We start from the raw sequence: 26,653 nt of genomic DNA, 5'->3' as shown, positions 1-26,653 counted from the left end.
GTCGCTGCCGTTCACGACGACACCCGGCCCGTGGTCCCGCCGCCGTACGGGACAATGGGCGCATGAGTCTGTTCCGCGACGACGGCATCGTGCTGCGCACCCAGAAGCTGGGTGAGGCGGACCGCATCATCACGTTGCTGACCCGCGGCCACGGCCGGGTGCGCGCCGTCGCGCGCGGCGTCCGGCGGACGAAGTCCAAATTCGGCGCCCGGCTGGAACCTTTCTCCCACGCCGACGTGCAGTTCTTCGCCCGCGGCAGCGAACTGATCGGCCGCAGCCTGCCGCTCTGCACCCAGACCGAGATCATCGCCCCCTACGGCAACGGCATCGTCACCGACTACGCCCGCTACACCGCCGGCACCGCCATGTTGGAGACCGCCGAGCGGTTCACCGAGAACGAGGGCGAGCCCGCCGTGCAGCAGTACCTGCTGCTCGTCGGAGCCCTGCGCACCCTCTCACGCGGCGAGCACGAGCCCCACCTCATCCTCGACGCCTTCCTGCTGCGCTCCCTCGCCGTCAACGGCTACGCGCCCAGCTTCGAGGACTGCGCGAAGTGCGGCATCCACGGCCCCAACCGGCACTTTTCCGTCGCCGCGGGCGGGGTCATATGCGGGGACTGTCGGGTGCCCGGCAGCGTCGTACCCTCATCTGAGGCCATCGCCCTGCTCAGCGCCCTGCTGACGGGCGACTGGGGGCATGCCGACGCGTGCGAGGCGCGTCACGTGCGGGAGGGCAGCGGGCTGGTCTCCGCCTATTTGCACTGGCATCTGGAGCGCGGGCTACGCTCCCTGCGATACGTCGAGAAATAGGAGCTGGACACATGGCACGACGCGGGATTCTGGGGCGCTCTCGCCGCGAGTACAAGGTTCCCGAGCCGCACCCGTCCGGCGCGGTCCCGCCGAAGATCCCCGGCGAGCTGGTCCCGAACCACGTGGCGATCGTCATGGACGGCAACGGCCGCTGGGCCAAGGAGCGCGGCCTGCCGCGCACCGAGGGCCACAAGGTCGGCGAGGGCGTCGTGCTCGACGTGCTCAAGGGCTGCCTGGAGATGGGCGTCAAGAACCTCTCCCTCTACGCCTTCTCGACCGAGAACTGGAAGCGCTCGCCCGACGAGGTCCGCTTCCTGATGAACTTCAACCGTGACGTCATCCGGCGCCGCCGTGACGAGATGAACGAACTGGGCATCCGCATCCGCTGGGTCGGCCGTATGCCGAAGATGTGGAAGTCGGTCGTCCAGGAGCTCCAGGTCGCGCAGGAGCAGACCGTCGACAACGACGCCATGACCCTGTACTTCTGCGTCAACTACGGCGGCCGCGCGGAGATCGCGGACGCGGCGCAGGCCATCGCCCGCGATGTCGCGGCGGGCAAGCTCGACCCGTCGAAGGTCAACGAGAAGACCTTCGCCAAGTACATCTACTACCCGGACATGCCGGACGTGGACCTGTTCCTGCGCCCGAGCGGCGAGCAGCGCACCTCCAACTACCTGATCTGGCAGAGCGCGTACGCCGAGATGGTCTACCAGGACGTTCTGTGGCCCGACTTCGACCGCCGTGACCTGTGGCGGGCCTGCCTGGAGTACGCCCAGCGCGACCGCCGCTTCGGTGGGGCCGTCCCCAACCAGGGGGAGCCGGGCACCTCGGCCTGAGCGTCGTCTACGCTCCCGTGCCATGCACTTGGACGAGGATCACACGCAGCGGACGCAGGACACGGAGTCGGCGGTGTTCGTGTACCTGCCGACGCTCGAGGACTTCCACGGGGCCATCCGGGTCCGCGCCCGTAGGACGGGGGCGGGCCGGGTGGAGACGGCCCTGCCCCCGCTGCTCACGACCAGCCTGATGCTGGGGTTCGGCGTGTCCCGCGGGCTCCTGCCGGTCGCCCTCGGGGTGGGTCTGGTGCTGGCACTGGGCGCCGGGCTGTTCGGCGCCGCGCGCGGCCGGCGCGGCATGGCGCGCCGGCTCCACGGGGCGATGGCCACGTACGGCCAGTGCCGCACGGAGGTCGACGAGCGGGGCGCCGCGACCACGGGCGAGACCATGTCCTACACGTCCGACTGGACGCTGTTCACGGACTTCGCGGAGACTCCGGAGCTCTTCGTCCTGCTCGGGGGCCCGCGCGCGAGCTGCCTCGCGGTGCTGCCGAAGCGGGGAGCCCAGGAGCCGGCCGACGTCGAACGGCTGCGGGGGATCCTCGGCCGGAACCTGCGGAAGCTCTAGCCGGCGGCCGCGCAGTCGGCGCAGGTGCCGAAGATCTCCACCGTGTGGGCCACGTTCACGTAGCCGTGCTCGGCCGCGATGGACTCCGCCCACTTCTCCACGGCGGGGCCCTCCACCTCGACGGCCTTGCCGCACTTGCGGCAGACCAGGTGATGGTGGTGGTCGCCGGTGGAGCAGCGGCGGTAGACGGACTCGCCGTCGCTGGTGCGCAGGACGTCGACCTCGCCGGCGTCCGCGAGCGACTGGAGGGTGCGGTAGACGGTGGTCAGGCCCACGGAGTCGCCGCGGTGCTTGAGCATGTCGTGGAGTTCCTGGGCGCTGCGGAACTCGTCCACCTCGTCCAGCGCCGCGGCGACCGCGGCCCGCTGCCGGGTGGATCGTCCTCGTACTGGCGCGGTATTCATCTCGCCAGGCGCAGTCGCCACCGGTTCCTCCTCGTATCGGCCTCGGCCCATTGTGCCAGGCGGCCGACCTTTCTAGACCTTCACATCGTCCCTCGTGCAGACCTCTTCGGTGGCGGCGCCGGCCGCCTTGGCCCGGCGCCTGGCCAGGGGCGTCGACACGGCCGCCATCACGACGAAGACGGCGATGGCGAGCAGCACGATCGCCGCGCCGGAGGGGGCGTCGAGGTAGTACGTGGTGGTCACGCCGCTGAGCGAGACCAGCACGCCGATCAGCATGGCCAGCGACAGCGTCGCGGCGAAGCCCCGGGTGACCCGCTGGGCGGCCGCGACGGGGACCACCATCATGGCGCTGACCAGCAGCAGGCCCACGATCCGCATCGCCACCGTGACGGTGAGGGCGGCCGTGACGGCCATCAGGAGGTTCAGCGCCCGCACCGGCATGCCGGTGACCCGGGCGAACTCCTCGTCCTGGCTGATGGCGAACAACTGGCGACGCAGTCCGACGGTGACGGCGAGCACGACCACGGCGAGGATCACCGCGGCCCAGACGTCCTCCGGCGCGACCGAGGTGATACCGCCGAAGAGGTAGCTGTTCAGGGTGGCCGTGGAGCCGCCCGCCATGTGCATGATCATGACGCCGCCGGCCAGGCCGCCGTAGAAGAGCATCGCGAGGGCGATGTCGCCGCTGGTCTTGCCGCGGGAGCGGATGTGCTCCATGCCGACCGCGCCGACGACGGCGACGAGGGAGGCCATCCACACGGGGCTGGTGTTGAGCAGGAAGCCGAGGCCGACGCCGGTGAGGGCCACGTGGCCGATGCCGTCGCCGATGACCGCCTGGCGGCGCTGGACGAGGTACGTGCCGATCGCGGGCGCGGTGAGGCCGACGAGCGCGGCCGCGATCAGGGCCCGCTGCATGAAGGCGTATTCGAGGAGGTCCATCAGCTCAGCAGTCCCGTCCGCAGGGGCTCGGCGTCGTGCGCCGCGTGGGGGTGTACGTGGTCGTGGCCGGGCAACGCGTGCTGTCCCACGGCCTCCGGGGGCGGTCCGTCGTGGACCACACAGCCGTCGCGCAGGACGACGGCCCGGTCGATCAGGGGCTCCAGCGGGCCCAGCTCGTGCAGGACGAGCAGCAGGGTGGTGCCGAGGGCCTTCTGCTCGCGCAGGGCGTTCGCGAGGACCTCCTGGTTGGCGAGGTCCACGCCGGCCATCGGCTCGTCCATGATCAGCAGTTCGGGTTCCACGGCGAGCGCCCGGGCGATGAGCACCCGCTGGTGCTGGCCGCCGGAGAGGGCGTCGACCGAGGAGGAGGCGTACTGCTCCATGCCGATCAGGGCCAGCGCGCGCTCGACCGCGGCCTTGTCGGCCTTGCGCAGCATCCCGAACCGGGAGCGGGCGAGCCGACCGGCGGAGACGACCTCGCGGACGGTGGCGGGGACGCCGCCGGCCGCCGTCGTGCGCTGCGGGACGTACCCGATGCGCGACCACGAGCGGAAGCGCTTGAACTCGGTGCCGAAGAGGGACAGCTCGCCCTCGGTCAGCGGGACCTGGCCGACCACGGCGCGCACGGCCGTGGACTTGCCGGAGCCGTTGGCGCCGAGCAGGGCGACGACCTCGCCCCGCCGGACGGTGAGGTCGACGCCGCGCAGCACGGGGCGCGAGCCGAGCGAGGCCGTGGCCCCGCGCAGGGATATGACGGGCTGGTCCGCTGACTGTGCCGGCGTCGACTGCATGGCTCGCGCCTCCGTTGCTGCTGTCATCTACTTGGCTCCGAGCGCCTTCTGGAGGTTCTTCAGGTTGGACCGCATGACCTCGAAGTAGTCAGCGCCCTGGGACTTGTCGGTGATTCCTTCGAGCGGGTCCAGGACGTCGGTCTTCAGACCGGTGTCCGCCGCGAGGGTCCGGGCCGTCTTGTCGCTGGCCAGCGTCTCGAAGAACACGGTGGAGACATTCTCCTGCTTCGCGAGGCCCTGGAGTTCCTTCATGCGGGCCGGGCTCGGCTCGGACTCGGGGTCGACCCCGGAGATGGCCTCCTGGTCGAGGGCGTAGCGCTCGGCGAGGTAGCCGAAGGCGGAGTGGGTGGTGATGAAGGTCCTGGAGGCCGCGTTCTGCAGGCCGTCCTTGAACTCCGTGTCCAGAGCGGTCAGTTTGCCGACCAGCTCGTCGGTGTTCTTCTTGTAGTCCGCGGCGTGCTCGGGGTCGGCCTTCTCCAGGGCGGCGCCGACTCCCTTGGCGATCTCCGCGTACTTGGTGGGGTCGAGCCAGACGTGCGGGTCCCGGCCGGCCTCGCCGTGGTCGTGGTCGTGGCCCTCGCCCTCGGCGTGGCCCTCGGCGCCGTGGTCGTGTCCGGCGGAGCCGTGGACCTCCAGCTCGGTGAGGGTCGCGGCGTCGACGACGTTCTTCACGCCGGACAGGCCGACGGCCTTGTCGACGGCGGGCTGCAGGCCCTTGAGGTAGACCACGACGTCGGCCTCGCCGAGCCGTCCGGTCTGCTTCGGGGTGATCTCCAGGTCGTGCGGTTCGACGCCGGGCCTGGTCAGGCTGTCGACCTTCACGTGGTCCTCGCCGATCTGCTCGGCGAGGAAGGCCATGGGGTAGAACGACGCCGTCACGCCGACCTTGCCGTCCTTGCCGCCATCGGCGCCGGCGGCGGCTCCCGAGCAGGCGGTCAGGGCCGTGGCGCCGAGGGCGACGGCTCCGGCGAGGGCGGCGGTGGGTATGAGGCGGCGTACGTTCATGACATCCATTTTCATCAAAGATGGAAACGATTGTCAAAAACCCAGGTGGGGGGCTCGGGCGGCCCGGCCTGGAAGGGGAACCGATTTGAAAGGGGGGGTGCGGGCGCCGGTAACCTAAAGGCTTCGCCGTTCGTCCTCGTAATGAAGAGAGCACCGTGGCCGCCGACAAGATCGAAACCATCGTCAGCCTGAGCAAGCGCCGTGGCTTCGTTTTCCCGTGCAGTGAGATCTACGGCGGCACCAAGGCCGCCTGGGACTACGGCCCGCTCGGTGTCGAGCTCAAGGAGAACATCAAGCGCCAGTGGTGGAAGGCGATGGTCACCGGACGTGAGGACATCGTCGGCATCGACTCCTCCGTGATCCTGGCCCCCGAGGTCTGGGTGGCCTCCGGCCACGTGGCGACCTTCTCGGACCCGCTGACGGAGTGCACCTCCTGCCACAAGCGCCACCGCGCGGACCACCTTGAAGAGGCGTACGAGGCCAAGCACGGCCGTATGCCCGCCAATGGTCTTGCCGACATCAACTGCCCCAACTGTGGTGTGAAGGGCCAGTTCACCGAGCCCAAGCAGTTCTCCGGCATGCTGGAGACCCACCTCGGCCCGACCCAGGACACCGGCTCGAAGGCGTACCTGCGCCCCGAGACCGCCCAGGGCATCTTCACCAACTTCGCCGTGGTGCAGACCACTTCGCGCAAGAAGCCGCCCTTCGGCATCGCGCAGATGGGCAAGTCCTTCCGCAACGAGATCACTCCGGGCAACTTCATCTTCCGCACCCGCGAGTTCGAGCAGATGGAGATGGAGTTCTTCGTCAAGCCGGGCGAGGACGAGCAGTGGCAGGAGTACTGGATGCAGGAGCGGTGGAACTGGTACACCGACCTCGGCATCCGTGAGGAGAACATCCGCTGGTACGACCACCCGAAGGAGAAGCTGAGCCACTACTCGAAGCGCACCGCCGACATCGAGTACCGCTTCAACTTCGGTGGCACCGAGTTCTCCGAGCTCGAGGGTGTGGCCAACCGCACCGACTTCGACCTCAAGTCCCACTCGGCGGCCTCCGGCGCGAACCTGACCTACCACAACCAGGAGACGGGCGAGCGCTACACCCCGTACGTCATCGAGCCGGCCGCCGGTGTCAACCGCGCCATGCTCGCCTTCATGCTCGACGCGTACATCGAGGACGAGGCCCCCAACGCCAAGGGCGTCATGGAGAAGCGCACCGTGATGCGCCTCGACCCGCGCCTGGCCCCCGTCAAGGTCGCGGTCCTGCCGCTGTCCCGCAACGCGGATCTGTCGCCGAAGGCCAAGGGCCTCGCCGCCGACCTGCGCAAGTTCTGGAACATCGAGTTCGACGACGCGGGCGCCATCGGCCGCCGCTACCGCCGCCAGGACGAGATCGGTACGCCGTTCTGCGTCACCGTCGACTTCGACACCCTGGACGACAACGCGGTGACCGTGCGTGAGCGCGACACCATGAAGCAGGAGCGCGTGTCCCTGGACCAGATCCAGGCCTACCTCGGCAGCCGTCTGCTCGGCTGCTAGGTCCTGCCGTACGAAGACCGGTGGCCCGGTGCGCTCGCAGCGCACCGGGCCACCGGTCTTTCCGCGGGACCCGGCGGGGTCAGGGCGTCGTGGCGGCCTGGGCGGCCGCGGCCTCGGCCTCGGCCGCGCGCCGCTCTCCCTCGGCCTGGGACCGCTTCCCGTACATGGCGGTCCATACGCCGAGCGCGGCCAGTACCCCGTAGATCATGATCGGGCTGACCACCACCATGGTCTTGGTGGGCAGCGTGTAGGCGAGGACGACGCGGACGAGGGCCTCGACGACGTACGTGAGGCCCCACACCAGCGTCATCCGGTTCATGGTGGTGCGGAAGCCTTCGTACTGCCAGAGGCCGTTCCACCAGGCGGTGCTCTCCGGGGTGCCGTCGGTGGCGAACTTGCGGCCGAAGTAGAACATCAGCGGGCGCGGCGCGAGCAGCGTCGCCAGGCAGAGCAGCCCGAACAGCCCGGTGATCCCCGAGTCCTTGATGAGCAGGGCGCGGGCCGAGTGCGCGCCGACGAGCGAGACGACGGCCGTGATCACCAGGAACACCAGGGTGACGACGGCGAACTCGTCGACCTTGCGCCGCCAGGCCAGGCTGATGACGCTGTCGAGCACCGGCCAGGCGCTGCTGAGCAGCAGGGCGGAGAACTCGCTCCAGCCGTGGCTCTCGGTCAGCGTGTTGTACGTGATGATCGGCGCGACCACGTTGAGCCCGATGGTCAGGATCCAGCCGAGGGCGGCCGCACCGCGCGAGCGCTTCGGCGGTGCCGGCCGTGCGTTGTGGGTTGTCGGAGTGGACAAAGTTCCCCCTGAGATGTGCCTGATGACGTGCGGTAGGGGGACCGTAAGGACTTTGAAGGGACGCGAACAACCCGAACGCACCCAAAATGATCATCAAGTTGTCCGGACTGTCTGCTTCCGGATGGCGGCCGACCCGCGTCAGGCGCGCAGGCCCCGGATCACGAGAGCGGTGACCGCCTCGAACTCGGTGATGATCGTCGGCGAGAGCCAGTCGGCCGAGTACTGCGGGTCGTGGAAGCGGCCGGTGGCGTCGAAGACCGCGCGGGCCGCCGCCGGTACGTCGTCGGCGGCCAGCGAGCCCGCGGCGACGCCCTCGGCGATGATCCGCCCCAGCTGGTCGATCAGCTCGGTCAGGTGCGCGTCGACCACGCCGCTGTTCTCGGCGAGGAGCACGGTGTAGGTGGCGAACAGCTCCGGGTCGTCGCCCGCCTTGTGGCGCTTGGCCTCGAAGAGGGCCTCCAGCCACGCCTCCAGCTTGGAGGGGGCGCTCCCGGTGGGGGCCGAAGTGATCTCCTCCAGCATGACCACGCTCCTGGCGAGCCAGCGGTCCGTGACCGCCTCGCGCAGCGCCGCCTTCGACGGGAAGTGCCGGTACACGCTGCCGTGGCTCACCCCCAGGGCGCGCGCCACGTCCACCACGGTCGCCTTCGTGGGGCCGAAGCGACGCAGCACCTCCTCGGTGGTGGCGAGGATGCGCTCGGGAGTCAGGGGCTCGGCAGCAGCGGGGGGCATGGGTACGACCGTACCGTCAGCTCAGTGCTCGCTGTCGAGGTGGGCCATCTGGGCCGCCGGATACCTTTCCCCGGCCGCGGCGCCCGCCGGGACGGCCTCCTCGACAGCGGCCAGGTCGGCGGCGTCCAGGGTGACGTCCATGGCACCCAGTGCCTCGGCGAGCCGGTCCCGGCGCCGGGCGCCCACCAGCGGCACGATGTCGACCCCGTGCCGCGGCCCCTGCGCGAGCACCCAGGCGATCGCGGTCTGGGCGACGCTCACGCCCTTGCCCTCGGCCACCTTGCGCAGCGCCTCCACGAGATCGAGGTTCCGGTCCAGGTTGTCGCCCTGGAAGCGGGGGCTCATGCCGCGGAAGTCGCCCGGGGCCAGTGCGCGGTCGCGGGTGAAGTGACCGCTGATCAGGCCGCGGGACAGCACCCCGTACGCCGTGATCCCTATGCCGAGCTCGCGGGCGGTCGGCAGGATCTCGGCCTCGATGCCGCGGGAGATCAGCGAGTACTCGATCTGGAGGTCGGAGATCGGGGCCACGGCCGCGGCCCGGCGCAAGGTGTCCGCGCCGACTTCCGAGAGGCCGATGTGGCGCACGTGCCCCGCCTCGACCGCCTCGGCGATGGCCCCGACGGTCTCCTCGATCGGCACGTCCGGGTCCACGCGCGCGATCCGGTAGATGTCGATGTGGTCCCGGCCGAGCCGCTGGAGCGAGTACGCCAGGAAGTTCTTGACGGCCTCCGGCCGACCGTCGTAACCGGTGAAGCCGCCCTCGACCGTACGCAGCGCGCCGAATTTGACGCTGGTCAGCGCGCGCTCGCGGGCTTCGACGGGTGCCGTGCGCAGGGCCTCGGCGATCAGTAGTTCGTTGTGCCCCATGCCGTAGAAGTCGCCGGTGTCCAACAGCGTGTGCGTGCCGTCGGGAACGGCGTCCAGGTAGGCGTGGATGGTCGAGACGGATTCGGCGCGGTCCGCCTCGCCGTAGAGGGCGGACATCCCCATGCAGCCCAGCCCCAGCGGGAAGACGGTGGGTCCGGTCCTGCCGAGAGTGCGGTCGAGGGTGCGGTGGTCGTCGGTCGTAGGGGTGCGAGTGCTCTCGTTCTTCGTCATGGAACGAGAATGGCATGACGAGTGACAGATTTCAATATCTGTCACTCGTCAGTGTCGAGGGGGGCCCGCGGGCGCCGTGCGGCCGCGGAGAGGGTGAGAACGAGGGGGGAGAGGGTGAGGGAGAGGGAGAGGGAGGGGAGGGCAGGACCCGGAGGCGCCCGGAGGGCGGCTTCAGCCGCGCGGCGACCCCGTCGTCGTCGCCGTGGCGCCGACCGACTCCTCCAAGGTGCGGGCGGTCCGTTCCGCCGTCGCCCGGGCCCACGCGCCGCTCGTCGCAGCGCCCACGACCAGGACGAGCAGCCCGCAGATCGTGATGATCCACCAGGCCGGCTGGGCCGCCCCGGAGAAGTCGGAGCCGTTCGCCAGCCCGGCCGCCAGCACCGAGCCGATCACCGCCACGCCCAGGGTGCCGCCGGTCTGCCGGCTGGTGGAGGCGATGGCGGCGGCGACCCCGGCCTGGGAGCGGGGCATCCCGGACACCGCCGTATTGGTGATCGGCGCGTTCACCATGCCGAAGCCGAGCCCGAACAGCATGTACCCGGCGAACAGCAGCGGGTTGGACGTCTCGGCCTCGAACAGGGCGAACAGCAGCCCGCTCGACGCCATCGCCACGCCCGCGATCAGCAGGCAGATCCGCGGCCCCCGACTGCCCACCAGCCGCCCGGCCAGCGGGGCGAACAGGACGGTCAGGCCGGCCATCGGCAGCATGTAGAGCCCGGCGTGCAGGGCGCTGAGCCCTCGGACGTCCTGGAGGTACAGCGTGTTCAGGAAGAGGAAACCGGCCAGTCCGGCGAAAGCGCTGATCGCGATCACGGTCGCCCCGCTGAAGGGTGCGCTCCGGAAGAACCGGAGATCGATCAGCGGCTCCTCGCGGCGGGGCTCGTGGATCAGCAGCCCCAGGAACGAGGCGACGGCCACCACCGCGCACCCCATGATCAGCGGCGAGCGCCAGCCGGCGGCCGGGGCCTCGATGATCCCGTACGTCAGGCTGCCCAGCAGGGCGATGACCAGCACCTGCCCCAGCGGGTCCGGGCGGCGCGGCCGGGCCGCGCGGGACTCGGGGATGTGCCGCAGGGTCAGCGCGAACGCCGCCAGACCGATCGGCAGGTTGATCAGGAAGATCGAGCGCCAGCCCACGGAGTCCACCAGCACCCCGCCGATCAGGGGGCCGGCCGCCATGGAGATGCCCCCGACCGCACCCCACACACCGATGGCCCGGGCCCGCTCGGCGGGATCGGTGAAGGTGTTGGTGATGATCGACATCGCCACCGGATTGAGCATCGCCCCGCCGACCGCCTGCACCATCCGGAAGACGATGAGCCAGTTGAGGCTGGGGGCCAGGGAGCAGAGCAGCGAGCCGCCGGTGAAGGCCACCAGACCGGCCACGAACACCTTGCGGCGCCCGATCCGGTCCGCCGTCGAGCCCGCGAGCATCAGCAGCGAGGCCAGCACGAGGGTGTAGGCGTCGATGCTCCACTGCAGCCCCGCGACCGAGGCGTCCAGGTCGCGGCGCATCGAGGGCAGAGCGACGTTGAGCACCGTGTTGTCGAGGCTGACGATCAGCAGGCTCATGCAGCAGATCGCGAGGACGAGCGTGCGCTGCCGGGGACTCGGCTCGATCATGCGCCGATGCTACGTCCCCCCCACCCCCTCGGCATGCGGGACAATGGGCGGATGACCACGCTCCCTCCGCCTCTCGCGATCGGCCCGCACACCGTGCAGCCCCCGGTGGTGCTCGCGCCCATGGCCGGTATCACCAATGCCCCGTTCCGTACCCTCTGCCGGGAGTTCTCGGGCGGCAAGGGGCTGTTCGTGAGCGAGATGATCACGACCCGGGCCCTGGTCGAGCGCAACGAGAAGACCATGCAGCTGATCCACTTCGACGAGACCGAGAAGCCTCGCTCGATTCAGCTGTACGGGGTTGACCCGATCACGGTCGGCAAGGCGGTCCGCATGATCGTCGAAGAGGACCGCGCCGACCACATCGACCTCAACTTCGGCTGCCCCGTCCCCAAGGTGACCCGCAAGGGTGGCGGCTCCGCCCTCCCGTACAAGCGCAACCTGCTGCGCGCGATCCTGCGCGAGGCCGTCGCCGGCGCCGGTGACCTGCCGGTCACCATGAAGATGCGCAAGGGCATCAACGACGAGCACCTCACCTACCTCGACGCGGGCCGGATCGCCGTCGAGGAGGGCGTCACCGCCATAGCCCTGCACGGCCGGACCACCGCCCAGCACTACGGCGGCACCGCCGACTGGGACGCCATCGCACGCCTCAAGGAGCACGTGCCGGAGATCCCCGTGCTCGGCAACGGCGACATCTGGTGCGCCGAGGACGCGCTGCGCATGGTCCGCGAGACGGGCTGCGACGGCGTGGTCGTGGGCCGTGGCTGCCTGGGGCGGCCGTGGCTCTTCAACGACCTGGTGGCGGCCTTCGAGGGGCGCCCCGAGGACTTCCACAAGCCCACCCTGCGCGAGGTGGCCACCACCATGCACCGCCACGCCCAGTTGCTGGGGGAGTGGATCGGCGACGAGGCGCGCGGGGTGATCGACTTCCGTAAGCACGTGGCCTGGTACCTCAAGGGCTTCTCGGTGGGCTCCGAGATGCGCAAGAAGCTCGCGGTCACCTCCTCCCTGGCCGAGTTGGACGCTCATCTGAGCGAGCTCGATCTGGATCAAGCATGGCCGGAGAGCGCGGACGGGCCTCGCGGTCGGACGTCCGGAAACAACCGAGTTGTCCTGCCGGACGGCTGGCTGAAGGACCCGTACGACTGCGCGGGTGTGAGCGAGGACGCTGAAGTGGACACCTCCGGAGGCTGACAAATCGCCCTCCGTGGTGCGTGATATACGCCACGCATGGGAAGGGTTTCGCTCAGATGAGCACAGAAGTCACGGGTAAGACTTTCAAAGGGTGGCACTGGGTGCCACCCTTTGTGCGTTCAAGACTTGAACGCAAATGTATCGATGATCGCTCATCCGAGCGTGATCAGGCCTCAAGAGGGCCCCCACCCTTCGGGACATGAAGGCTGTTCGTACTTTCTGATTACCCATGAGTTACTTTCGATCTGCTGGCGCACGGGTGGTTACAGCCGTATGACGACCAAGTGGACGTACCCATAAGCCTTCGATCTGGGTATGTTCCTGGCCGTCAGGGCAGCCACCGAGCCTCGAGGAGTCGAGACCCGTGTCGGAAAACAAAGATCAGAAGCTCGTCTACGACTTCACCGAGGGCAACCGCGACCTCAAGGACCTTCTCGGCGGCAAGGGTGCCAACCTCGCCGAGATGACCAACCTGGGTCTGCCGGTCCCTCCCGGCTTCACCATCACCACCGAGGCCTGCAAGGTCTACCTCGAGAGCGGCACGGCCCCGGCCGCGCTGCGCGAAGAGGTCAGCGCCCACCTTGCCGCCCTCGAGGCGAAGATGGGCAAGAAGCTCGGACAGTCGGACGACCCGCTGCTGGTCTCCGTGCGCTCCGGTGCGAAGTTCTCGATGCCCGGCATGATGGACACCGTCCTGAACATCGGTCTGTCCGACGACTCCGTGAAGGGCCTCGCCTCCCAGGCCGGCGACGAGCGCTTCGCGTGGGACTCGTACCGCCGCCTCATCCAGATGTTCGGCAAGACCGTGCTGGACGTCGACGGCGAGCTCTTCGAGGAAGCCCTCGACGAGGCCAAGGCCGCCAAGAAGGTCACCGTCGACACCGACCTCGACGCCGCCGACCTGAAGAAGCTGGTCACCCGCTTCAAGAAGATCGTCGCCAAGCAGGCCGGCCGCGAGTTCCCGCAGGACGCCCGCGAGCAGCTCGACCTCGCCGTCGAGGCCGTCTTCAACTCGTGGAACACCGACCGCGCCAAGCTCTACCGCCGCCAGGAGCGCATCCCGAGCGACCTGGGTACCGCGGTCAACATCTGCTCCATGGTCTTCGGCAACCTCGGCCCCGACTCCGGCACCGGCGTCGCCTTCACCCGCGACCCCGCCAGCGGTCACGCGGGCGTCTACGGCGACTACCTGCAGAACGCCCAGGGCGAGGACGTCGTCGCGGGCATCCGCAACACCGTGCCGCTCGCCGACCTGGAGGCCATCGACAAGGCCTCGTACGACCAGCTCATGACGATCATGACGACGCTGGAGACCCACTACAAGGATCTCTGCGACATCGAGTTCACCATCGAGCGCGGCCAGCTGTGGATGCTCCAGACCCGTGTCGGCAAGCGCACCGCCGGCGCCGCCTTCCGCATCGCCACCCAGCTCGTGGACCAGGGCCTGATCGACGAGGCCGAGGCCCTCCAGCGCGTCAGCGGCCACCAGCTGGCGCAGCTGATGTTCCCGCGCTTCGACGAGGGCGCCAGGACCACCCTGCTCGGCCGCGGCATCGCCGCCTCCCCGGGCGCGGCGGTCGGCAAGGCCGTCTTCGACTCGTACACGGCCGTCAAGTGGTCCCGCTCCGGCGAGAAGGTCATCCTGATCCGCCGCGAGACCAACCCGGACGACCTGGACGGCATGATCGCCTCCGAGGGCATCCTGACCTCGCGCGGCGGCAAGACCTCGCACGCCGCCGTCGTCGCCCGCGGCATGGGCAAGACCTGTGTCTGCGGCGCCGAGGAGCTCGACGTCGACACCAAGCGCCGCCGCATGACGGTCGGCGAGACGGTCATCGAAGAGGGCGACGTCGTCTCCATCGACGGCTCCACCGGCAAGGTCTACCTCGGTGAGGTACCCGTCGTACCGTCCCCGGTCGTCGAGTACTTCGAGGGCCGCATGCACGCCGGCGCCGACGACGCCGACGAGCTCGTCGCCGCCGTGCACCGGATCATGGCCTACGCGGACCGCGTCCGCCGCCTGCGGGTGCGCGCCAACGCCGACAACGCCGAGGACGCGCTGCGCGCCCGCCGCTTCGGCGCCCAGGGCATCGGCCTGTGCCGCACCGAGCACATGTTCCTCGGCGAGCGTCGTGAACTCGTGGAGCGACTGATCCTCGCGGACACCGACGGTGAGCGCGACGAGGCACTCAGTGCCCTCCTGCCGCTCCAGAAGAAGGACTTCGTCGAGCTCTTCGAGGCGATGGACGGCCTTCCCGTCACCGTCCGCCTCCTGGACCCGCCGCTGCACGAGTTCCTGCCCGACATCACCGAGCTGTCGGTCCGTGTCGCCCTCGCCGAGTCCCGCAAGGACGCCAACGAGAACGACCTGCGCCTGCTCCAGGCCGTGCACAAGCTGCACGAGCAGAACCCGATGCTGGGTCTGCGCGGTGTCCGCCTCGGCCTGGTCATCCCCGGCCTGTTCAAGATGCAGGTCCGGGCGATCGCCGAGGCCGCCGCCGAGCGCAAGAACGCCAAGGGCGACCCGCGCGCCGAGATCATGGTCCCGCTCGTCGGCACCGTCCAGGAGCTGGAGATCGTCCGCGACGAGGCCGACGCCGTCATCGCCGAGGTCGAGGCCGCCACCGGCACCGAGCTCAAGCTGACCATCGGCACGATGATCGAGCTGCCGCGCGCCGCGCTGACCGCCGACCAGATCGCCGAGGCCGCGCAGTTCTTCTCCTTCGGCACGAACGACCTGACCCAGACGGTGTGGGGCTTCTCCCGCGACGACGTCGAGGCCAGCTTCTTCACCGCCTACCTGGAGAAGGGCATCTTCGGGGTCTCGCCCTTCGAGACCATCGACAAGGACGGCGTCGGCTCCCTCGTGCGCCACGCGGCCAAGCTGGGCCGGGCCACCCGTCCCGACCTCAAGCTCGGCGTCTGTGGCGAGCACGGCGGTGACCCCGAGTCCGTCCACTTCTTCCACGAGGTCGGCCTCGACTACGTCTCCTGCTCGCCCTTCCGGATTCCGGTGGCGCGCCTGGAGGCCGGCCGTGCCGCCGCCGAGGCGAAGGGCAGCGACAGCCGCTGACCCCTGGCCCGCCAAGGGCCCCATAGACCGCGCCTGTCCCCGGGTTCCCTGACTGCCCGGGGGCGGGCGCGCCTATTTTTGTTGTTCAACAAATCTTTACGCCAGCAGGCGGTGGACGGATCCCCACCCGTCCACCGCCGCTGTCATTCTGCCGGGCACGTCGGCGCTTCCCGGTGCGACCGACCGCCAGGCCCCGCAAAGCCCCCCACGGCCTTCGCGGAGCGTTTCGGTCGCACCGGAGTGTGCCCGGCGGAGTACAGGATTTCGGTTGTCACGCCCCCGCCGAAAGGGGTTTCAACTGTGGCCGAAAGGGCGTGGTGACAACGTGTGACGGCGTGCATACTCATGGGGCGGGGGGATTGCGGTTGCACAGGTGGGGGTTCGGTGCTGCGTATCCATTTCACTGGAGTGGACCTGGCACGCGTACGGATGGCAGGGCGTCCCGATGCGTTGTGGGAAACGATTCTCAGCTTTCATCGCTTAAGAGACCGGCGCGATGCCCGGTTGTTCGGTGAATGGCGTACGGAAACCCGGAGCAGGTTGAATAGTGAAACACGCACGCTCGGTATGCTCATACCGAGTCGTGGTTATTTCCCCGATTTCTTGACCCCTGTGGAGGGGCAGTACGGGTGGGACGTGGGCCTCGACGCGCTGCGCGGGATCCGTCCCGAGCGGATGCGGCGCGAGCTGCAACTGCTGGGCGCCGGGGCGCCGATGACGCCACGGCTACGGGAGTTCATGGACTGCGGTGACAAGCAGCTGCCGCGACTCATGGGCGAGCTCCGCGCGTACCACCGGGCCGCCGTGGAGCCGTACTGGACGCATATCCAGGCCCAGATCGAGGCCGAGCGCGCCGCGCGCGGCCGGGCCCTGCTGGACGGCGGCGCGGACGAACTGCTGGACTCGCTGCCGCCGATGCTGCGGTGGCGGGCTCCGGTGCTGGAATGCGATTACCCCGTGGACCGTGACGTGCGGCTGCGGGGGCGCGGGCTGCTGCTCCAGCCGTCCTTCTTCTGCCGGCGCACCGCAGTGACCCTGCACGATCCGGAGCTGCCGCCGGTACTGGTCTACCCGGCCGCCGCGCAGCTGGCCTCGGCGCCGGCGAGCGGCGAGGCGGCCCGGCCCGTGGAGGAGCAGCGCCAGCGCACCCTGGGCAAGCTGGTGGGGCACACGAGGTCGGTGGTGCTGCGGGCCATAGGGGACGGGGCGACCACCAGCGAGCTGGCCCGCCGGGCCGGGGTCTCGCTGGCCTCGGCGAGCCAGCATGCCTGCGTGATGCGGGAGGCGGGGCTGGTGACCACGCTGCGGCGGGGGAACGCGGTGCTGCACACCGTGACGCCGCTGGGGGCCGCGCTGCTGAAGGGTGGGGCGGTGGCGTCGTGAACGCGGCCGCCGTGCCCCTGACGGGGGTCTGCCCGTCGGGGCGCGGCGGCCGTCGTGCGGGTGCGGCGCCGTTGCGGGGGCGCTGCCCCCGAGCCCCCGCGCCTCAAACGCCGGCGGGGCTGGAAGAGCGGGGGCCGCCCCCGGGCCCCCGCGCTTCGAACACCGGCGGGGCTGGAAGAGCGGGGGCCGCCCCCGGGCCCCCGCGGCTCGAGCGCCGGCGGGGCTGGAAGAGCGGGGGCCGCCCCCGGGCCCCTGCGCTTCGAACGCCGGCGGGGCTGGAAGAGCGGGGCGGCGCTCCCCGGTGCCCTGCGGCTCGAGCGCCGGCGGGGCTGGAAGGGTCAGGTGCGGAACGGGCCCGTGACCTCGTAGGTGATGCCGCCGGTGGAGCTGCCGCTCGTGCCGCGCTGGCTGGAGAAGTAGAGCCGGTTGCCGGCGGGCGAGAAGGCCGGGCCGGTGATCTCGGAGGAGGACTGGCCGGTGATCCGCAGGAAGGGCGCCACCACGTCGTCCGGGGTGATCACGCAGATCTCCATGTTGCCGCCGTCCTCGGCGACGTACAGGTCGCCGTAGGAGGACCCGGTGACGTTGTCCACGCCGGTCAGCGGGGCCGCGCCGCCGGGGACGAGCGAGTCGTCGTAGGCCAGCTCGTACGTGCCGTTCGTGAGGTTCAGCTGCCAGACCCGGTTGTCGCCCTTGGTGGTGAACCAGACGGTGTCGTTGGCGTAGTGGCAGCCCTCGCCGCCGTTGAACTTCTTCGAGCCCGAGACCTGGCTGCGGGTCGCGGTCGGCGAGCCGTCCGGGTCGGGGACGTTCTGCCAGGTGAAGGAGCCCGAGGTGGCGGTGCCGGCCTTCAGGACCTGGAGGGTGCCGGAGGAGAGGTTGCCCCAGGTGGTCGGGATGAAGCGGTAGAAGCAGCCGCTCGTCTCGTCCTCGGTCAGGTAGATCACCTGGCGCACCGGGTCGGCGGCGGCCGCCTCGTGCTTGAAGCGGCCCATCGCCGGGCGCTGCACGGCCGCGTTCACCCCGTACGGGTCGGTCTCGTAGACGAAGCCGCGGTCGACCTCCTCGCAGGACAGCCAGGTGTTCCAAGGGGTCTTGCCGCCCGCGCAGTTCTGCCGGGTGTTCGAGAGGATCCGGTAGGCGCCGGTGACGGTGCCGGAGGAGTTGAACTTCACCGCGCTCGCGCCGCCGGAGGGGTTGATCTCCGAGTTGGACACGTAGATCCAGCCCGAGCCGTCGACGAAGCAGGCGCCGCCGTCGGGTGCGCTGTGCCACGTGTACGAGGTACCGCTGACGGTCTGGCCCGAGCGGGCGATGACCCGGCTGGTGAAACCGCTGGGGAGCATGATGCCGTTGGCGTCGGCCGCGCCGAGCGCCCCGTAGGGTCCGGCGCCCGGCTGGGCGGGGGCGGCGTAGGCGGCCCCGTGCATCAACGTGCCGCCGAAGGCGGCGGCCGACGAACCGATCACCGCACCGCGCAGGAAGGTACGACGTTCCACGGTCACTCCTGTGGGAGGAAGGCCCCGCGGCCGGTCGGACGCGGGGGCGCACGCTGGAGGAACCTAGGAGGCGCCAGTTGCCGTGGCCCCAACTCCCCGTGACGCATGGGCGACCGCTCGACGGACACTTGCCTGACCTGCGGTTTCGTGGTCCGAAAGAAGAATCGAAAAAATTTCGCGGCGCAGCGATGAGTTTCCGGGTGGCCTCCGGTCTATCTCTCGAAAGCACCGACCACCGAGCACCGCACACGAGAGAAGAGAGACCTCGATGTCCGCCACCATGATCTTCGTCAACCTGCCGGTCAAGGACCTGGAGGCCAGCAAGACCTTCTGGAGCAAGCTGGGCTACTCCTTCAACGCCCAGTTCACCGACGAGAACTGCGCCTCGATGGTCATCAGCGACACCATCGTCGCGATGCTCCTGACCGAGGCCCGCTACAAGGACTTCACCCACAAGGAGATCGCGGACGCGACGAAGACGTCCGAGGTGCTGCTCTGTCTGAGCGCCGAGAGCCGTACCGCGGTCGACGAGCTGGTGGACGGGGCCCTGGCGGCCGGCGCCACCGAGCCCCGCCCCGCCCAGGACCACGGCGTCATGTACGGCCGTGCCTTCGACGACCTCGACGGCCACACCTGGGAGATCATGTGGATGGACCCGTCGATGGTCCAGAGCTGATCACGCACCACGCAGCACCCCGCGGTACACGAGGTCGTACGGTCACGAGCTCACGAGCTCACGAGCTCACGAGCTCACGAGGTCACGAGGTCACGGCGGTTCGCACCGGGTAGGTCCGGACCGCCGTCTCCTCGTCGTCCAGGCAGCGCCCCGACTCCAGGTCGAAGCGCTGCTTGAGCAGCGGCGAGGCCACGAAGGGTCGGCCCCCGGCCGTCCCCACCAGCCCGCGCGACAGCACCTGCGCGCCGGTGAAGGGGTCCTGGTTGCCGATGGCGTACGGGCGCCCCGCGCGGTCGACGAACACCGCGGCCTGGCTCCCGTCGGGCAGCAGCGCCGCCACCCCGCGCCCGGGGATGAGCGAGGACAGCTCGCACACCGTCAGCCAGCCCTGCGCCACCTTCAGTTCCACGGTCATCGGACGGGTCCTCCTATGGTCAGGACGGCCAGGTCGGGCTTGACCTGGTCACGCTCGGGGACGAACTTCACGGTCGGGTCGGGGGCGCCGGGCGCGTTGACGAAGGACACGAACCTGCGCAGCCGCTCCGGATCCTGGAGCGTCTCGGCCCATTCGTCCCGGTAGTGCGCCACGTGGTCGGCCATCAGGGCCTCCAGCTCCGCGCACAGCCCGAGCGAGTCGTGCACGACCACGTCCCGCAGGTGCTCCAGGCCCCCCTCCAGCCGCTCCAGCCAGGTGGAGGTCCGCTCCAGCCGGTCGGCGGTGCGGATGTAGAACATCAGGAACCGGTCGATCAGCCGGACCAGTTCCGCGTCCGACAGGTCCTGGGCCAGCAGGTCGGCGTGGCGCGGGGTGGCCCCGCCGTTGCCGCCCACGTAAAGATTCCAGCCACTGGCCGTCGCGATGACGCCGAAGTCCTTGCTCTGCGCCTCCGCGCATTCGCGGGCGCAGCCGGAGACCGCCGACTTGAGCTTGTGCGGGGAGCGCAGCCCCCGGTAGCGCAGCTCCAGGTCGATCGCCATCCGGACGCTGTCCTGGACCCCGTAGCGGCACCAGGTCTGCCCCACGCAGGACTTCACCGTGCGCAGGGCCTTCCCGTACGCGTGCCCGGACTCGAACCCGGCGTCGACGAGTCGCGCCCAGATCCGCGGGAGCTGGTCCACGCTCGCCCCGAAGAGGTCGATCCGCTGCCCGCCCGTGATCTTCGTGTAGAGGCCGAAGTCGCGGGCCACCTCGCCGATCACGATCAGCTTGTCGGGGGTGATCTCACCGCCGGGGATACGCGGGACGACCGAGTAGGAGCCGTTGCGCTGCATGTTCGCGAGGAAATGGTCGTTGGTGTCCTGGAGGGCGGCCTGCTCCCCGTCCAGGACGTAGCCGCTCGCGCCGAGGGTCGGGGCCAGCGAGGCGATGATCGAGCCGACGGTGGGCTTGCAGACCTCGCAGCCGTCGCCGCCGCGGGCCTCCGGGCGGCCGTGTCCGTCGAGGATCTCCTCGTACGAGGTCAGCCGGCGGGTGCGGACGATCTCGTAGAGCTCGGCCCGGGTGAAGGGGAAGCAGCCGCACAGCCCCTTGTCGGTGGCGGCGGGCAGCAGTTGGCCGATCACCTTGACGCAGCTGCCGCAGCCGGTGCCCGCCTTGGTGCACTTCTTGACCTCGGCGAGGGTGGCGCAGGCGGCGATGGCCTTCTTGGTGACGTTGTGGCAGGAGCAGATCACCGCGTGGTCGGGGAGGGCGGAGGGCCCGAGCGCCACCGGGGCGCCGACCCCGGCGGGCAGCACCAGCTGCTCGGGGGACACGGGCGGGACGCTTCCGGTGAGCGGGCGCAGCAGGCCGTAGGAGTCGGCGTCGCCGACCAGCACCCCGCCGAGGAGGACCCCGTCGGGGGAGACGACCAGCTTCTTGTAGACCCCGGAGCGGGAGTCGGACCAGACGACGTCGAGGCTCTCGGGGGTGGTGCCGTGGGCGTCGCCGAAGGAGGCCACGTCCACGCCGAGGAGCTTGAGCTTGGTGGAGAGGTCGGCTCCGGTGAACTCCTTCTCGCGGCCGAGCAGATCGTCGGCGGCCGTCTCGGCCATCTCGTAGCCGGGGGCGACCAGGCCGTAGACCCGGCCGTCGACGGCGAGGGCGCACTCGCCGATGGCGTAGACGTGCGCGTCGGAGGTGCGGCAGCGGGCGTCCACCGCGATGCCGCCGCGCTCGCCGACGTCCAGGCCGCAGTCGCGGGCCAGCTGGTCGCGGGGGCGGACGCCGGCGGAGAAGACGACGAGGTCGGTGTCGACGACCGAGCCGTCGGACAGCCGCATCCCGCTGACGTGGCCGTCCTCGCCGGTCACCACCTCCTGGGTGCCGACGCCGGTGTGGACGGTCAGCCCCATGGACTCGATGGTGCGCAGCAGGGCGGCGCCGCCGCCCTCGTCGACCTGTACGGGCATCAGGCGCGGGGCGAACTCGACGACGCGGGTGGCCAGGCCGAGCCCTTGGAGGGCGCCGGCGGCCTCCAGCCCGAGGAGACCGCCGCCGACGACCGCGCCGGAGCTCCTGGTCTTCGCGTACTCCTCGATCGCGAGCAGGTCCTCGATGGTGCGGTAGACGAAGCAGCCGGGGGCGTCCTTGCCCGGGACCGGCGGCACGAAGGGATAACTGCCGGTGGCCAGCACCAGGACGTCGTACGGGAACACCTGCCCGGACCGGGAGGTGACGGTACGGGCCGCCCGGTCGATGTGCTCGGCGGGGTCGTCGAGGTGGAGGGTGATGCCGTGCTCCGCCATGAACCCGGCGGGCGTCAGGGACAGGTCCTCGGCGGTGCTGCCGGAGAAGTACGAGGTCAGGTGCACGCGGTCGTAGGCGGGCCGGGGCTCCTCGCAGAGCACGGTGATCCGGTGCGTGGCGGTGGCTCCGCGCTCGGCGAGTGCTTCGAGGTAGCGCTGGCCGACCATGCCGTGCCCGATGAGCACGATCGTGGGCAGGGGCTCGGTCATGTCAGTGGCCTCCGTCGTCGGTGAGCAGGTGGAACAGGTCGTGCGGTGATTCCTCGCCCTCCCAGGTGCGGGCGAGGGCCCCCACGGTGGAGAGCTCGCCGAGCAGTACGCCGCCGACGAGGCGGTCGCCCCGCAGGACGACCTTGCGGTAGGTGCGGCGGGTGGCGTCGGCGAGGCGGACCACGTCGTCGCCGGGGAGGGGGGTGGTCTCGCCGAAGGCGGCGAGATCGAGGGAGCGGTCCCCGTCGGTGGTGAGGGTGAGGCGGGTGAGGGCGCGGGTGCCGGTGTATTGCGTGGACTCGCCGGTGAGGACCGCGGCCAGGGCGTCGGCCTGCTCCAGGGCGGCGCCCGCGAGGCCGTACACCTGGCCGGCGTGCTCGGCGCAGTCGCCGATGGCGTGGATGTGGGGGTCGCCGGTGCGGAGGTGGTCGTCGACCACGATGCCGGTGCGGACCTCCAGCCCGGCGGCCCGGGCGAGGCCGACGCGGGGGCGTACGCCGCAGGCGAGGACGACGAGGTCGGCGTCGAGGCGGTAGCCGTCGGCGAGTTCGACCCCGGTGACCTTGCGTGTGCCTTCCGCCGATGCCGGGTGCGCCGCCGATGCCGGGTGTGCCGCCGATGCCGGCCGCGCCGCGGTGGTCAGGCCGCGAACCCGGCATTCCGTGTGGATCTCGACGCCGAGCGAGGTCAGGTGTGCGTGCAGCAGGGCGGAGGCGTCCGCGTCCAGTTGGCGCTCCATCAGCCGCTCGCCCTGCTGGGCGAGGACCACCTGCGCGCCCCGCGCCGCGAGCGCACGGGTCGCCGAGACGCCCAGCAGGCCGCCGCCGATCACCACCACGCGGGTCCCGGGCCCTACGGCCGCCGACAGCGCCAGGCAGTCGTCCATGGTGCGGAAGGCGTGCACCCCGTCCGGGAGGTCCCGTCCCTCCGGTTCGAACAGTCCGCGCAGCGGCGGGAGCACCGCATTCGAACCGGTGGCCAGGACCAGCGTGTCGTACCGGGCCACCGTGCCGTCGTCGCAGTGCACGGCCCGCTCGTCGCGGTCCACGCGCACCGCCCGGACCCCCCGCCGCAGCGCCGGGCCGGGTGCCGGCAGGGCCGTCACCTCCGGTGCGTACCGGCCCGCGAGGACCTCGGCGAGCAGGACCCGGTTGTACGGCACGTGGGTCTCCTCGCCGAGGACGGTCACCGCCGCGGCCGGGCCGAGCCGCTGCGCGAGCCGTAGGCCCGCGAGGCCGCCGCCGATCACCACCACACGCTTGTCCGAGGTCATGTCATGAGCGTGCGTGGCCGCTGTTTCCCCACGACATCGCCTCTGTTACCCGGACGGAACGCCGACCTCAGCGCCGGGGCTAAGGGTCGGTGAGGCCTTCCTCAAGGCGGCCTTAAGGATCATCAGGACCGCCGCGCGCGCCCTTAGCGTGCTCCGTATGCGAGATGCGGTGGTGCGGGTGAGGGGCGGGATGCTGGGCGGTGCGGGGGTGGTGACCCTGCTCTGGGCGGCGCAGGTACGGCCCTCGGCCCGGCCCGACGCGCTGTTCGCCACGGCCGCGCACCTGTCCGGCCTGCTCGCCGGTTACGGGGTACTGGTGCTGCTGTTCCTGATGGCCCGGGTGCCCGCCGTCGAGCACGGGGTCGGCGCCGACCGGCTCGCCCGCTGGCACGCCTTCGGCGGCCGGTACGTCCTGCTGCTCGTCTTCGGGCACGGGCTCTTCGCCCTGCTCGGCTATGCCGTGCACGAGGGAACCGACGTGGTCTCCGCCGTCCGGGAGCTGCTCGGCTACCCCGCGCTCGCCGCCGCCGCGGCCGGGACCGTCCTCCTGGCCGCGGTCGGCGTGACCTCCGCCCGGGCGGTACGCCGCCGGGTGCCGCACGAAACCTGGCGTGGGGTGCACCTGTTCGTCCACCTGGCCGCCGCCCTCGCCTTCGGGCACCAGCTCGCGGGACCCGATCTGGCCGTGGCCGGCTGGTTCTGGGCGCTCGCCCACACCGTGGTCGCCGTCCTGCTGGTCTGGTACCGCGGCGTGGTCCCCGTACGGCAGGCCCTGCGGCACGCGCTGCGGGTCGCGGACGTCCGGGTAGAGGGGCCCGGGGTGGTCTCCGTCGTCGTCTACGGACAGCACGTCGCGGAACTGCGCGCGGAGCCCGGCCAGTTCCTGCGCTGGCGGTTCCTCCAGCGGCGGTTGTGGCACACCTCCCTGCCGTTCTCGCTGTCCGCGCCGGTACGGGGCAACGCCCTGCGGATCACCGTGAAGGGGCTCGGCGGCCACTCCCGCCGGATCCGCCGGCTGCGCCCCGGGACGCGGGTGCTGGCCACCGGGCCGTTCGGCGCGCTCACCGCCGCCCGGCGGACGAGGCCCAAGGTGCTGCTGATCACGGGCGGGGTCGGGATCACCCCGATGCGGGCCCTGTTCGAGACGCTGCCCGGGGGGCCGGGGGACATCACGCTGGTCTACCGGGCCGGAGCCGAGGAGCACCTCGTGCTGCGGGCCGAGCTGGAGGCCATCGCCGCCGAGCGGCAGGCGGGTCTGCACTATCTGCTCGGGCCGTCCGGCGCGGCCTACGACCCGCTGGCCCCGCAGGCGCTGACCGCGCTGGTGCCGGACCTGGCCGAGCACGACGTGTACCTGTGCGGGCCGCCGGGCATGGCAGAGGCGACCCGGGCCGCGCTGCTGCGGGCCGGGGTGCCGGCCGGTCGTATCCATTCCGAGTGCTTCAGCTTCTGAGCCGCGCACCCCCGCCTGCCTCTGCCGCGTTCCCCGAGGAGTCCCCGCCCCATGCGCCACCCGTTGCACGTCGCCCTGCCCGTACCCGTCGGCGCCGAGGCTCCGGTGGCGGCGACGGCCCGCCACCGCAAGCCGCGGCGCCCCTCGCCGGTGCGGGTCGCGCTGGCCGCGCCGGCCTCCGTACCGCCCGCGCGGCGGCTGGCGGCCGGGTTGGGCGTGTCCTCCGTGGTGGCCGCGACCGTGCTGACGGCGGCCGTGGACCCGGCGGCTCCGGTGGCTCCGGACCGGGTGCAGGACCGGGGGCCGGTCCGGCAAAGCTCAACCTTTGCGCAACTTTCCGGAGATTGATGCCCACTGCACCCAACAGCTCCATAAGGTCAGGACGTGCCTGACATATCAACGACCATGATCGTCGTCCTGTGCGTGGCCGCGGCCGCCGCCGGCTGGATCGACGCGGTGGTGGGCGGCGGCGGCCTGCTGCTCCTGCCCGCGCTCCTGCTCGGCCTGCCCCACGCCCACCCCGCCACCGTCCTCGGGACCAACAAGGCCGTGGCCATCGTCGGTACCGCCGGGGCCGCGGTGACGTACGTCCGCAAGGCCCCGGTGGACGTGAAGCTGGCCGTCCGCATCGGCTTGGCCGCGCTCGCCGGCTCGATGGGTGGTGCCGCGCTCGCGGGCGGCATCAGCAAGGACGCCCTCCGCCCGCTGATCATGGTGGTTCTCGTGATCGTCGCGGGTGTGGTGATCTTCAAGCCGGGCTTCGGCACCGCCCCCTCGACCGCGCCCGTCAGCCGGCAGCGGGTCCTGCTCGCCATCGGGCTCGCGGGCCTGGGCATCGGCTTCTACGACGGCCTCATCGGGCCCGGCACCGGCACCTTCCTGGTGCTCGCGCTCACCGCGCTGCTCCACCTCGACCTGGTCACCGCCTCCGCCACAGCCAAGATCGTGAACTGCTGCACCAACGCCGGGGCGCTCGCGATGTTCGCCTACCAGGGCATGGTCCTGTGGCAGCTGGCCGCGCTCATGGCGGTGTTCAACCTGGCCGGCGGCATGATCGGGGCCCGCATGGCGCTCAAGAAGGGCAGCGGGTTCGTCCGTGGCGTGCTGCTGACGGTGGTGGGCGCGCTCGTGCTCAAGCTCGGCATCGAGCAGTGGGGCTGACCCGCCGGGACATCCGTCCAGAGGCTTCTAGTACGTCCCGGTGAGGTGCGCGAAGACCACCACGTTGCCGCGATAGCCCGTGCGGGGCGAGAAGCCGCCGCCGCAGGTGATCACCCGTAGCTCGGCGCGCGCCGAAGGCCCGTACACGCGGGTGTCGGGGAAGGCCTTGGCGTCGTAGACCTCGACCGCGTGGACCGTGAACACCGCCGTACGGCCGTCCGCGCGCGGGATCTCGATGGAGGCCCCGCGGCGCAGCGCGCCCAGGTCGTAGAAGACCCCCGGCCCGACGGCGTCGTCCACGTGCCCGGCGATGACGGCGGTGCCGGTGGCGCCCGGTGTGGTGCCGTCGCGGTACCAGCCGGCCAGGTCGCGCCGGTCCGGCGGGGGTACTTCGAGGCTGCCGCGCCGATCCAGGCCGAGGCCGGTCAGCGGGGCGTCGACCCGGATGGAGGGGATCCGGATCCGGGCCGGCGGGGAACCGGGGAGCGGGGCGATTCCGGGCCCCACCACGCCGGCGGCGGTCAGCGACTCGGCGGGGGAGGGCAGCGGCGGTCCGACGGGTTCACGCGAGCCGCTGGTCACGAGCCAGATGCCGACGCAGGCGGCGAGCGCGACGAGTCCGCCGTGGCGGGCGGTGGGGGTGGTGCGGGCGGCTCGGCCCGCCGGCCGCCCGGGGTGCGCTCCGGATCCGGGGCGGTCGCCGTGGGTGGGTCGGGGCTGCCGGTCGCGGCCCCGCGCGCCACCGAAATCGCCACCCATGCGTACCCCCTCGGCTTCCGTTTCGGGGTGACTGGCCGTCGCCCGGCCCCGCGAACGGGGGGACCTCGCGGGGCGGGCGACGGGGGACGGTACCGGTCGG

At 71.0% G+C, this 26,653-nt stretch carries 24 protein-coding genes; 11 read left to right on the top strand and 13 right to left on the bottom strand.

Annotation, left to right across the window (positions count from 1 at the left end):
* The first annotated feature begins 62 nt into the window (after positions 1-62).
* The 3 genes from recO to ACGFYY_RS26035 are packed head-to-tail and all read left to right on the top strand — an operon-like array spanning position 63 to position 2,213.
* A complete protein-coding gene (recO, locus tag ACGFYY_RS26045) occupies positions 63-809 on the top strand; it encodes a DNA repair protein RecO (protein ID WP_030757462.1) in 747 nt (248 codons plus the stop codon).
* Positions 810-820: 11 nt separating this feature from the next.
* Complete coding sequence (locus ACGFYY_RS26040) at positions 821-1,645, top strand: isoprenyl transferase (protein WP_365277023.1); 825 nt, start codon at positions 821-823, stop codon at positions 1,643-1,645.
* A gap of 22 nt (positions 1,646-1,667) precedes the next feature.
* Positions 1,668-2,213 carry a hypothetical protein gene (locus ACGFYY_RS26035; RefSeq protein ID WP_365277026.1) on the top strand — a complete coding sequence of 182 codons (546 nt, stop codon included), beginning with the start codon at positions 1,668-1,670 and terminating at the stop codon, positions 2,211-2,213.
* Here the strand turns inward: ACGFYY_RS26035 and ACGFYY_RS26030 are convergent.
* Genes ACGFYY_RS26030 through ACGFYY_RS26015 form a run of 4 tightly spaced genes read right to left on the bottom strand, consistent with a single transcriptional unit; the run spans position 2,210 to position 5,352 of the window.
* Positions 2,210-2,638 (bottom strand): Fur family transcriptional regulator, encoded by a 429-nt coding sequence (locus ACGFYY_RS26030; RefSeq protein ID WP_078626133.1) that lies wholly within the window; start codon positions 2,636-2,638, stop codon positions 2,210-2,212. The two genes, ACGFYY_RS26035 and ACGFYY_RS26030, sit on opposite strands and share 4 nt — an antisense overlap.
* A gap of 51 nt (positions 2,639-2,689) precedes the next feature.
* Positions 2,690-3,556 carry a metal ABC transporter permease gene (locus tag ACGFYY_RS26025; protein WP_365277029.1) on the bottom strand — a complete coding sequence of 289 codons (867 nt, stop codon included), beginning with the start codon at positions 3,554-3,556 and terminating at the stop codon, positions 2,690-2,692.
* Positions 3,556-4,347: a metal ABC transporter ATP-binding protein gene (locus ACGFYY_RS26020; RefSeq protein WP_365277040.1), complete on the bottom strand. Its 792-nt coding sequence runs from the start codon at positions 4,345-4,347 to the stop codon at positions 3,556-3,558. Before ACGFYY_RS26020 ends, ACGFYY_RS26025 begins: the two co-directional genes overlap by 1 nt.
* Positions 4,348-4,374: 27 nt before the next feature.
* On the bottom strand, positions 4,375-5,352 hold the full coding sequence (locus ACGFYY_RS26015; protein ID WP_393712849.1) for a metal ABC transporter substrate-binding protein: 978 nt from the start codon (positions 5,350-5,352) through the stop codon (positions 4,375-4,377).
* Between the two features lie 155 nt (positions 5,353-5,507).
* Between ACGFYY_RS26015 and ACGFYY_RS26010 the strand changes: the two genes are divergently transcribed.
* Positions 5,508-6,890: a glycine--tRNA ligase gene (locus ACGFYY_RS26010; RefSeq protein WP_365277035.1), complete on the top strand. Its 1,383-nt coding sequence runs from the start codon at positions 5,508-5,510 to the stop codon at positions 6,888-6,890.
* 79 nt (positions 6,891-6,969) lie between these two features.
* On the opposite strand, the gene ACGFYY_RS26005 is transcribed toward ACGFYY_RS26010, so the two are convergent.
* From ACGFYY_RS26005 to ACGFYY_RS25990, 4 genes are all read right to left on the bottom strand, one after another.
* On the bottom strand, positions 6,970-7,692 hold the full coding sequence (locus tag ACGFYY_RS26005; protein ID WP_393712847.1) for a VC0807 family protein: 723 nt from the start codon (positions 7,690-7,692) through the stop codon (positions 6,970-6,972).
* 138 nt (positions 7,693-7,830) lie between these two features.
* Complete coding sequence (locus ACGFYY_RS26000; protein WP_393712845.1) at positions 7,831-8,424, bottom strand: TetR family transcriptional regulator; 594 nt, start codon at positions 8,422-8,424, stop codon at positions 7,831-7,833.
* A gap of 21 nt (positions 8,425-8,445) precedes the next feature.
* A complete protein-coding gene (locus ACGFYY_RS25995; protein ID WP_393712843.1) occupies positions 8,446-9,522 on the bottom strand; it encodes an aldo/keto reductase in 1,077 nt (358 codons plus the stop codon).
* A gap of 171 nt (positions 9,523-9,693) precedes the next feature.
* Positions 9,694-11,145, bottom strand: coding sequence for an MFS transporter (locus ACGFYY_RS25990; RefSeq protein WP_365280679.1), 1,452 nt, complete (start codon positions 11,143-11,145; stop codon positions 9,694-9,696).
* Between the two features lie 33 nt (positions 11,146-11,178).
* On the opposite strand from ACGFYY_RS25990, the gene dusB reads away from it, so the two are divergent.
* From dusB to ACGFYY_RS25975, 3 genes are all read left to right on the top strand, one after another.
* Positions 11,179-12,339, top strand: a complete 1,161-nt coding sequence (gene dusB, locus ACGFYY_RS25985) for a tRNA dihydrouridine synthase DusB (RefSeq protein WP_393712880.1) — start codon at positions 11,179-11,181, stop codon at positions 12,337-12,339.
* A 364-nt stretch (positions 12,340-12,703) separates the two neighbouring features.
* A complete protein-coding gene (ppdK, locus tag ACGFYY_RS25980) occupies positions 12,704-15,412 on the top strand; it encodes a pyruvate, phosphate dikinase (RefSeq protein ID WP_365280673.1) in 2,709 nt (902 codons plus the stop codon).
* Positions 15,413-15,796: 384 nt separating this feature from the next.
* The gene (locus tag ACGFYY_RS25975) at positions 15,797-16,795 is read left to right on the top strand and encodes an ArsR/SmtB family transcription factor (protein WP_393712840.1); all 999 of its coding nucleotides are present in this window, start codon (positions 15,797-15,799) and stop codon (positions 16,793-16,795) included.
* A gap of 338 nt (positions 16,796-17,133) precedes the next feature.
* On the opposite strand, the gene ACGFYY_RS25970 is transcribed toward ACGFYY_RS25975, so the two are convergent.
* Positions 17,134-18,294, bottom strand: a complete 1,161-nt coding sequence (locus ACGFYY_RS25970; protein WP_393712838.1) for an alkaline phosphatase PhoX — start codon at positions 18,292-18,294, stop codon at positions 17,134-17,136.
* Positions 18,295-18,562: 268 nt separating this feature from the next.
* Here ACGFYY_RS25970 and ACGFYY_RS25965 point away from each other — a divergent pair, with 268 nt between their 5' ends.
* A complete protein-coding gene (locus ACGFYY_RS25965) occupies positions 18,563-18,970 on the top strand; it encodes a VOC family protein (protein ID WP_365266605.1) in 408 nt (135 codons plus the stop codon).
* 82 nt (positions 18,971-19,052) lie between these two features.
* Here ACGFYY_RS25965 and nirD read toward each other — a convergent pair whose 3' ends face one another.
* From nirD to ACGFYY_RS25950, 3 genes are read right to left on the bottom strand one after another with little or no spacing between them, the layout of a single operon-like run.
* The gene (nirD, locus tag ACGFYY_RS25960) at positions 19,053-19,385 is read right to left on the bottom strand and encodes a nitrite reductase small subunit NirD (RefSeq protein ID WP_030757508.1); all 333 of its coding nucleotides are present in this window, start codon (positions 19,383-19,385) and stop codon (positions 19,053-19,055) included.
* Positions 19,382-21,907, bottom strand: coding sequence for a nitrite reductase large subunit NirB (gene nirB / locus ACGFYY_RS25955; RefSeq protein WP_365266602.1), 2,526 nt, complete (start codon positions 21,905-21,907; stop codon positions 19,382-19,384). Before nirB ends, nirD begins: the two co-directional genes overlap by 4 nt.
* 1 nt (position 21,908) lies before the next feature.
* Entirely contained in the window at positions 21,909-23,180 is a 1,272-nt protein-coding gene (locus ACGFYY_RS25950; protein ID WP_393712835.1) for an NAD(P)/FAD-dependent oxidoreductase, read from the bottom strand.
* Between the two features lie 157 nt (positions 23,181-23,337).
* On the opposite strand from ACGFYY_RS25950, the gene ACGFYY_RS25945 reads away from it, so the two are divergent.
* From ACGFYY_RS25945 to ACGFYY_RS25935, 3 genes are read left to right on the top strand one after another with little or no spacing between them, the layout of a single operon-like run.
* Positions 23,338-24,633 carry a ferric reductase-like transmembrane domain-containing protein gene (locus ACGFYY_RS25945; RefSeq protein ID WP_393712833.1) on the top strand — a complete coding sequence of 432 codons (1,296 nt, stop codon included), beginning with the start codon at positions 23,338-23,340 and terminating at the stop codon, positions 24,631-24,633.
* 51 nt (positions 24,634-24,684) lie between these two features.
* Positions 24,685-24,981: a hypothetical protein gene (locus ACGFYY_RS25940; RefSeq protein WP_393712830.1), complete on the top strand. Its 297-nt coding sequence runs from the start codon at positions 24,685-24,687 to the stop codon at positions 24,979-24,981.
* Between the two features lie 36 nt (positions 24,982-25,017).
* Positions 25,018-25,794, top strand: a complete 777-nt coding sequence (locus tag ACGFYY_RS25935; protein WP_365266594.1) for a TSUP family transporter — start codon at positions 25,018-25,020, stop codon at positions 25,792-25,794.
* A gap of 27 nt (positions 25,795-25,821) precedes the next feature.
* Here the strand turns inward: ACGFYY_RS25935 and ACGFYY_RS25930 are convergent, their stop codons facing one another.
* On the bottom strand, positions 25,822-26,553 hold the full coding sequence (locus tag ACGFYY_RS25930; protein ID WP_365266592.1) for a class F sortase: 732 nt from the start codon (positions 26,551-26,553) through the stop codon (positions 25,822-25,824).
* Positions 26,554-26,653 lie beyond the last annotated feature (100 nt).

The organism is Streptomyces sp. NPDC048331 (assembly GCF_043201215.1).
In the GTDB taxonomy this organism is placed as follows: Bacteria; Actinomycetota; Actinomycetes; order Streptomycetales; family Streptomycetaceae; genus Streptomyces.
The sequence above is the reverse complement of the archived record's forward strand: the minus strand, read 5'-3'. Positions and strand labels throughout refer to the sequence as shown.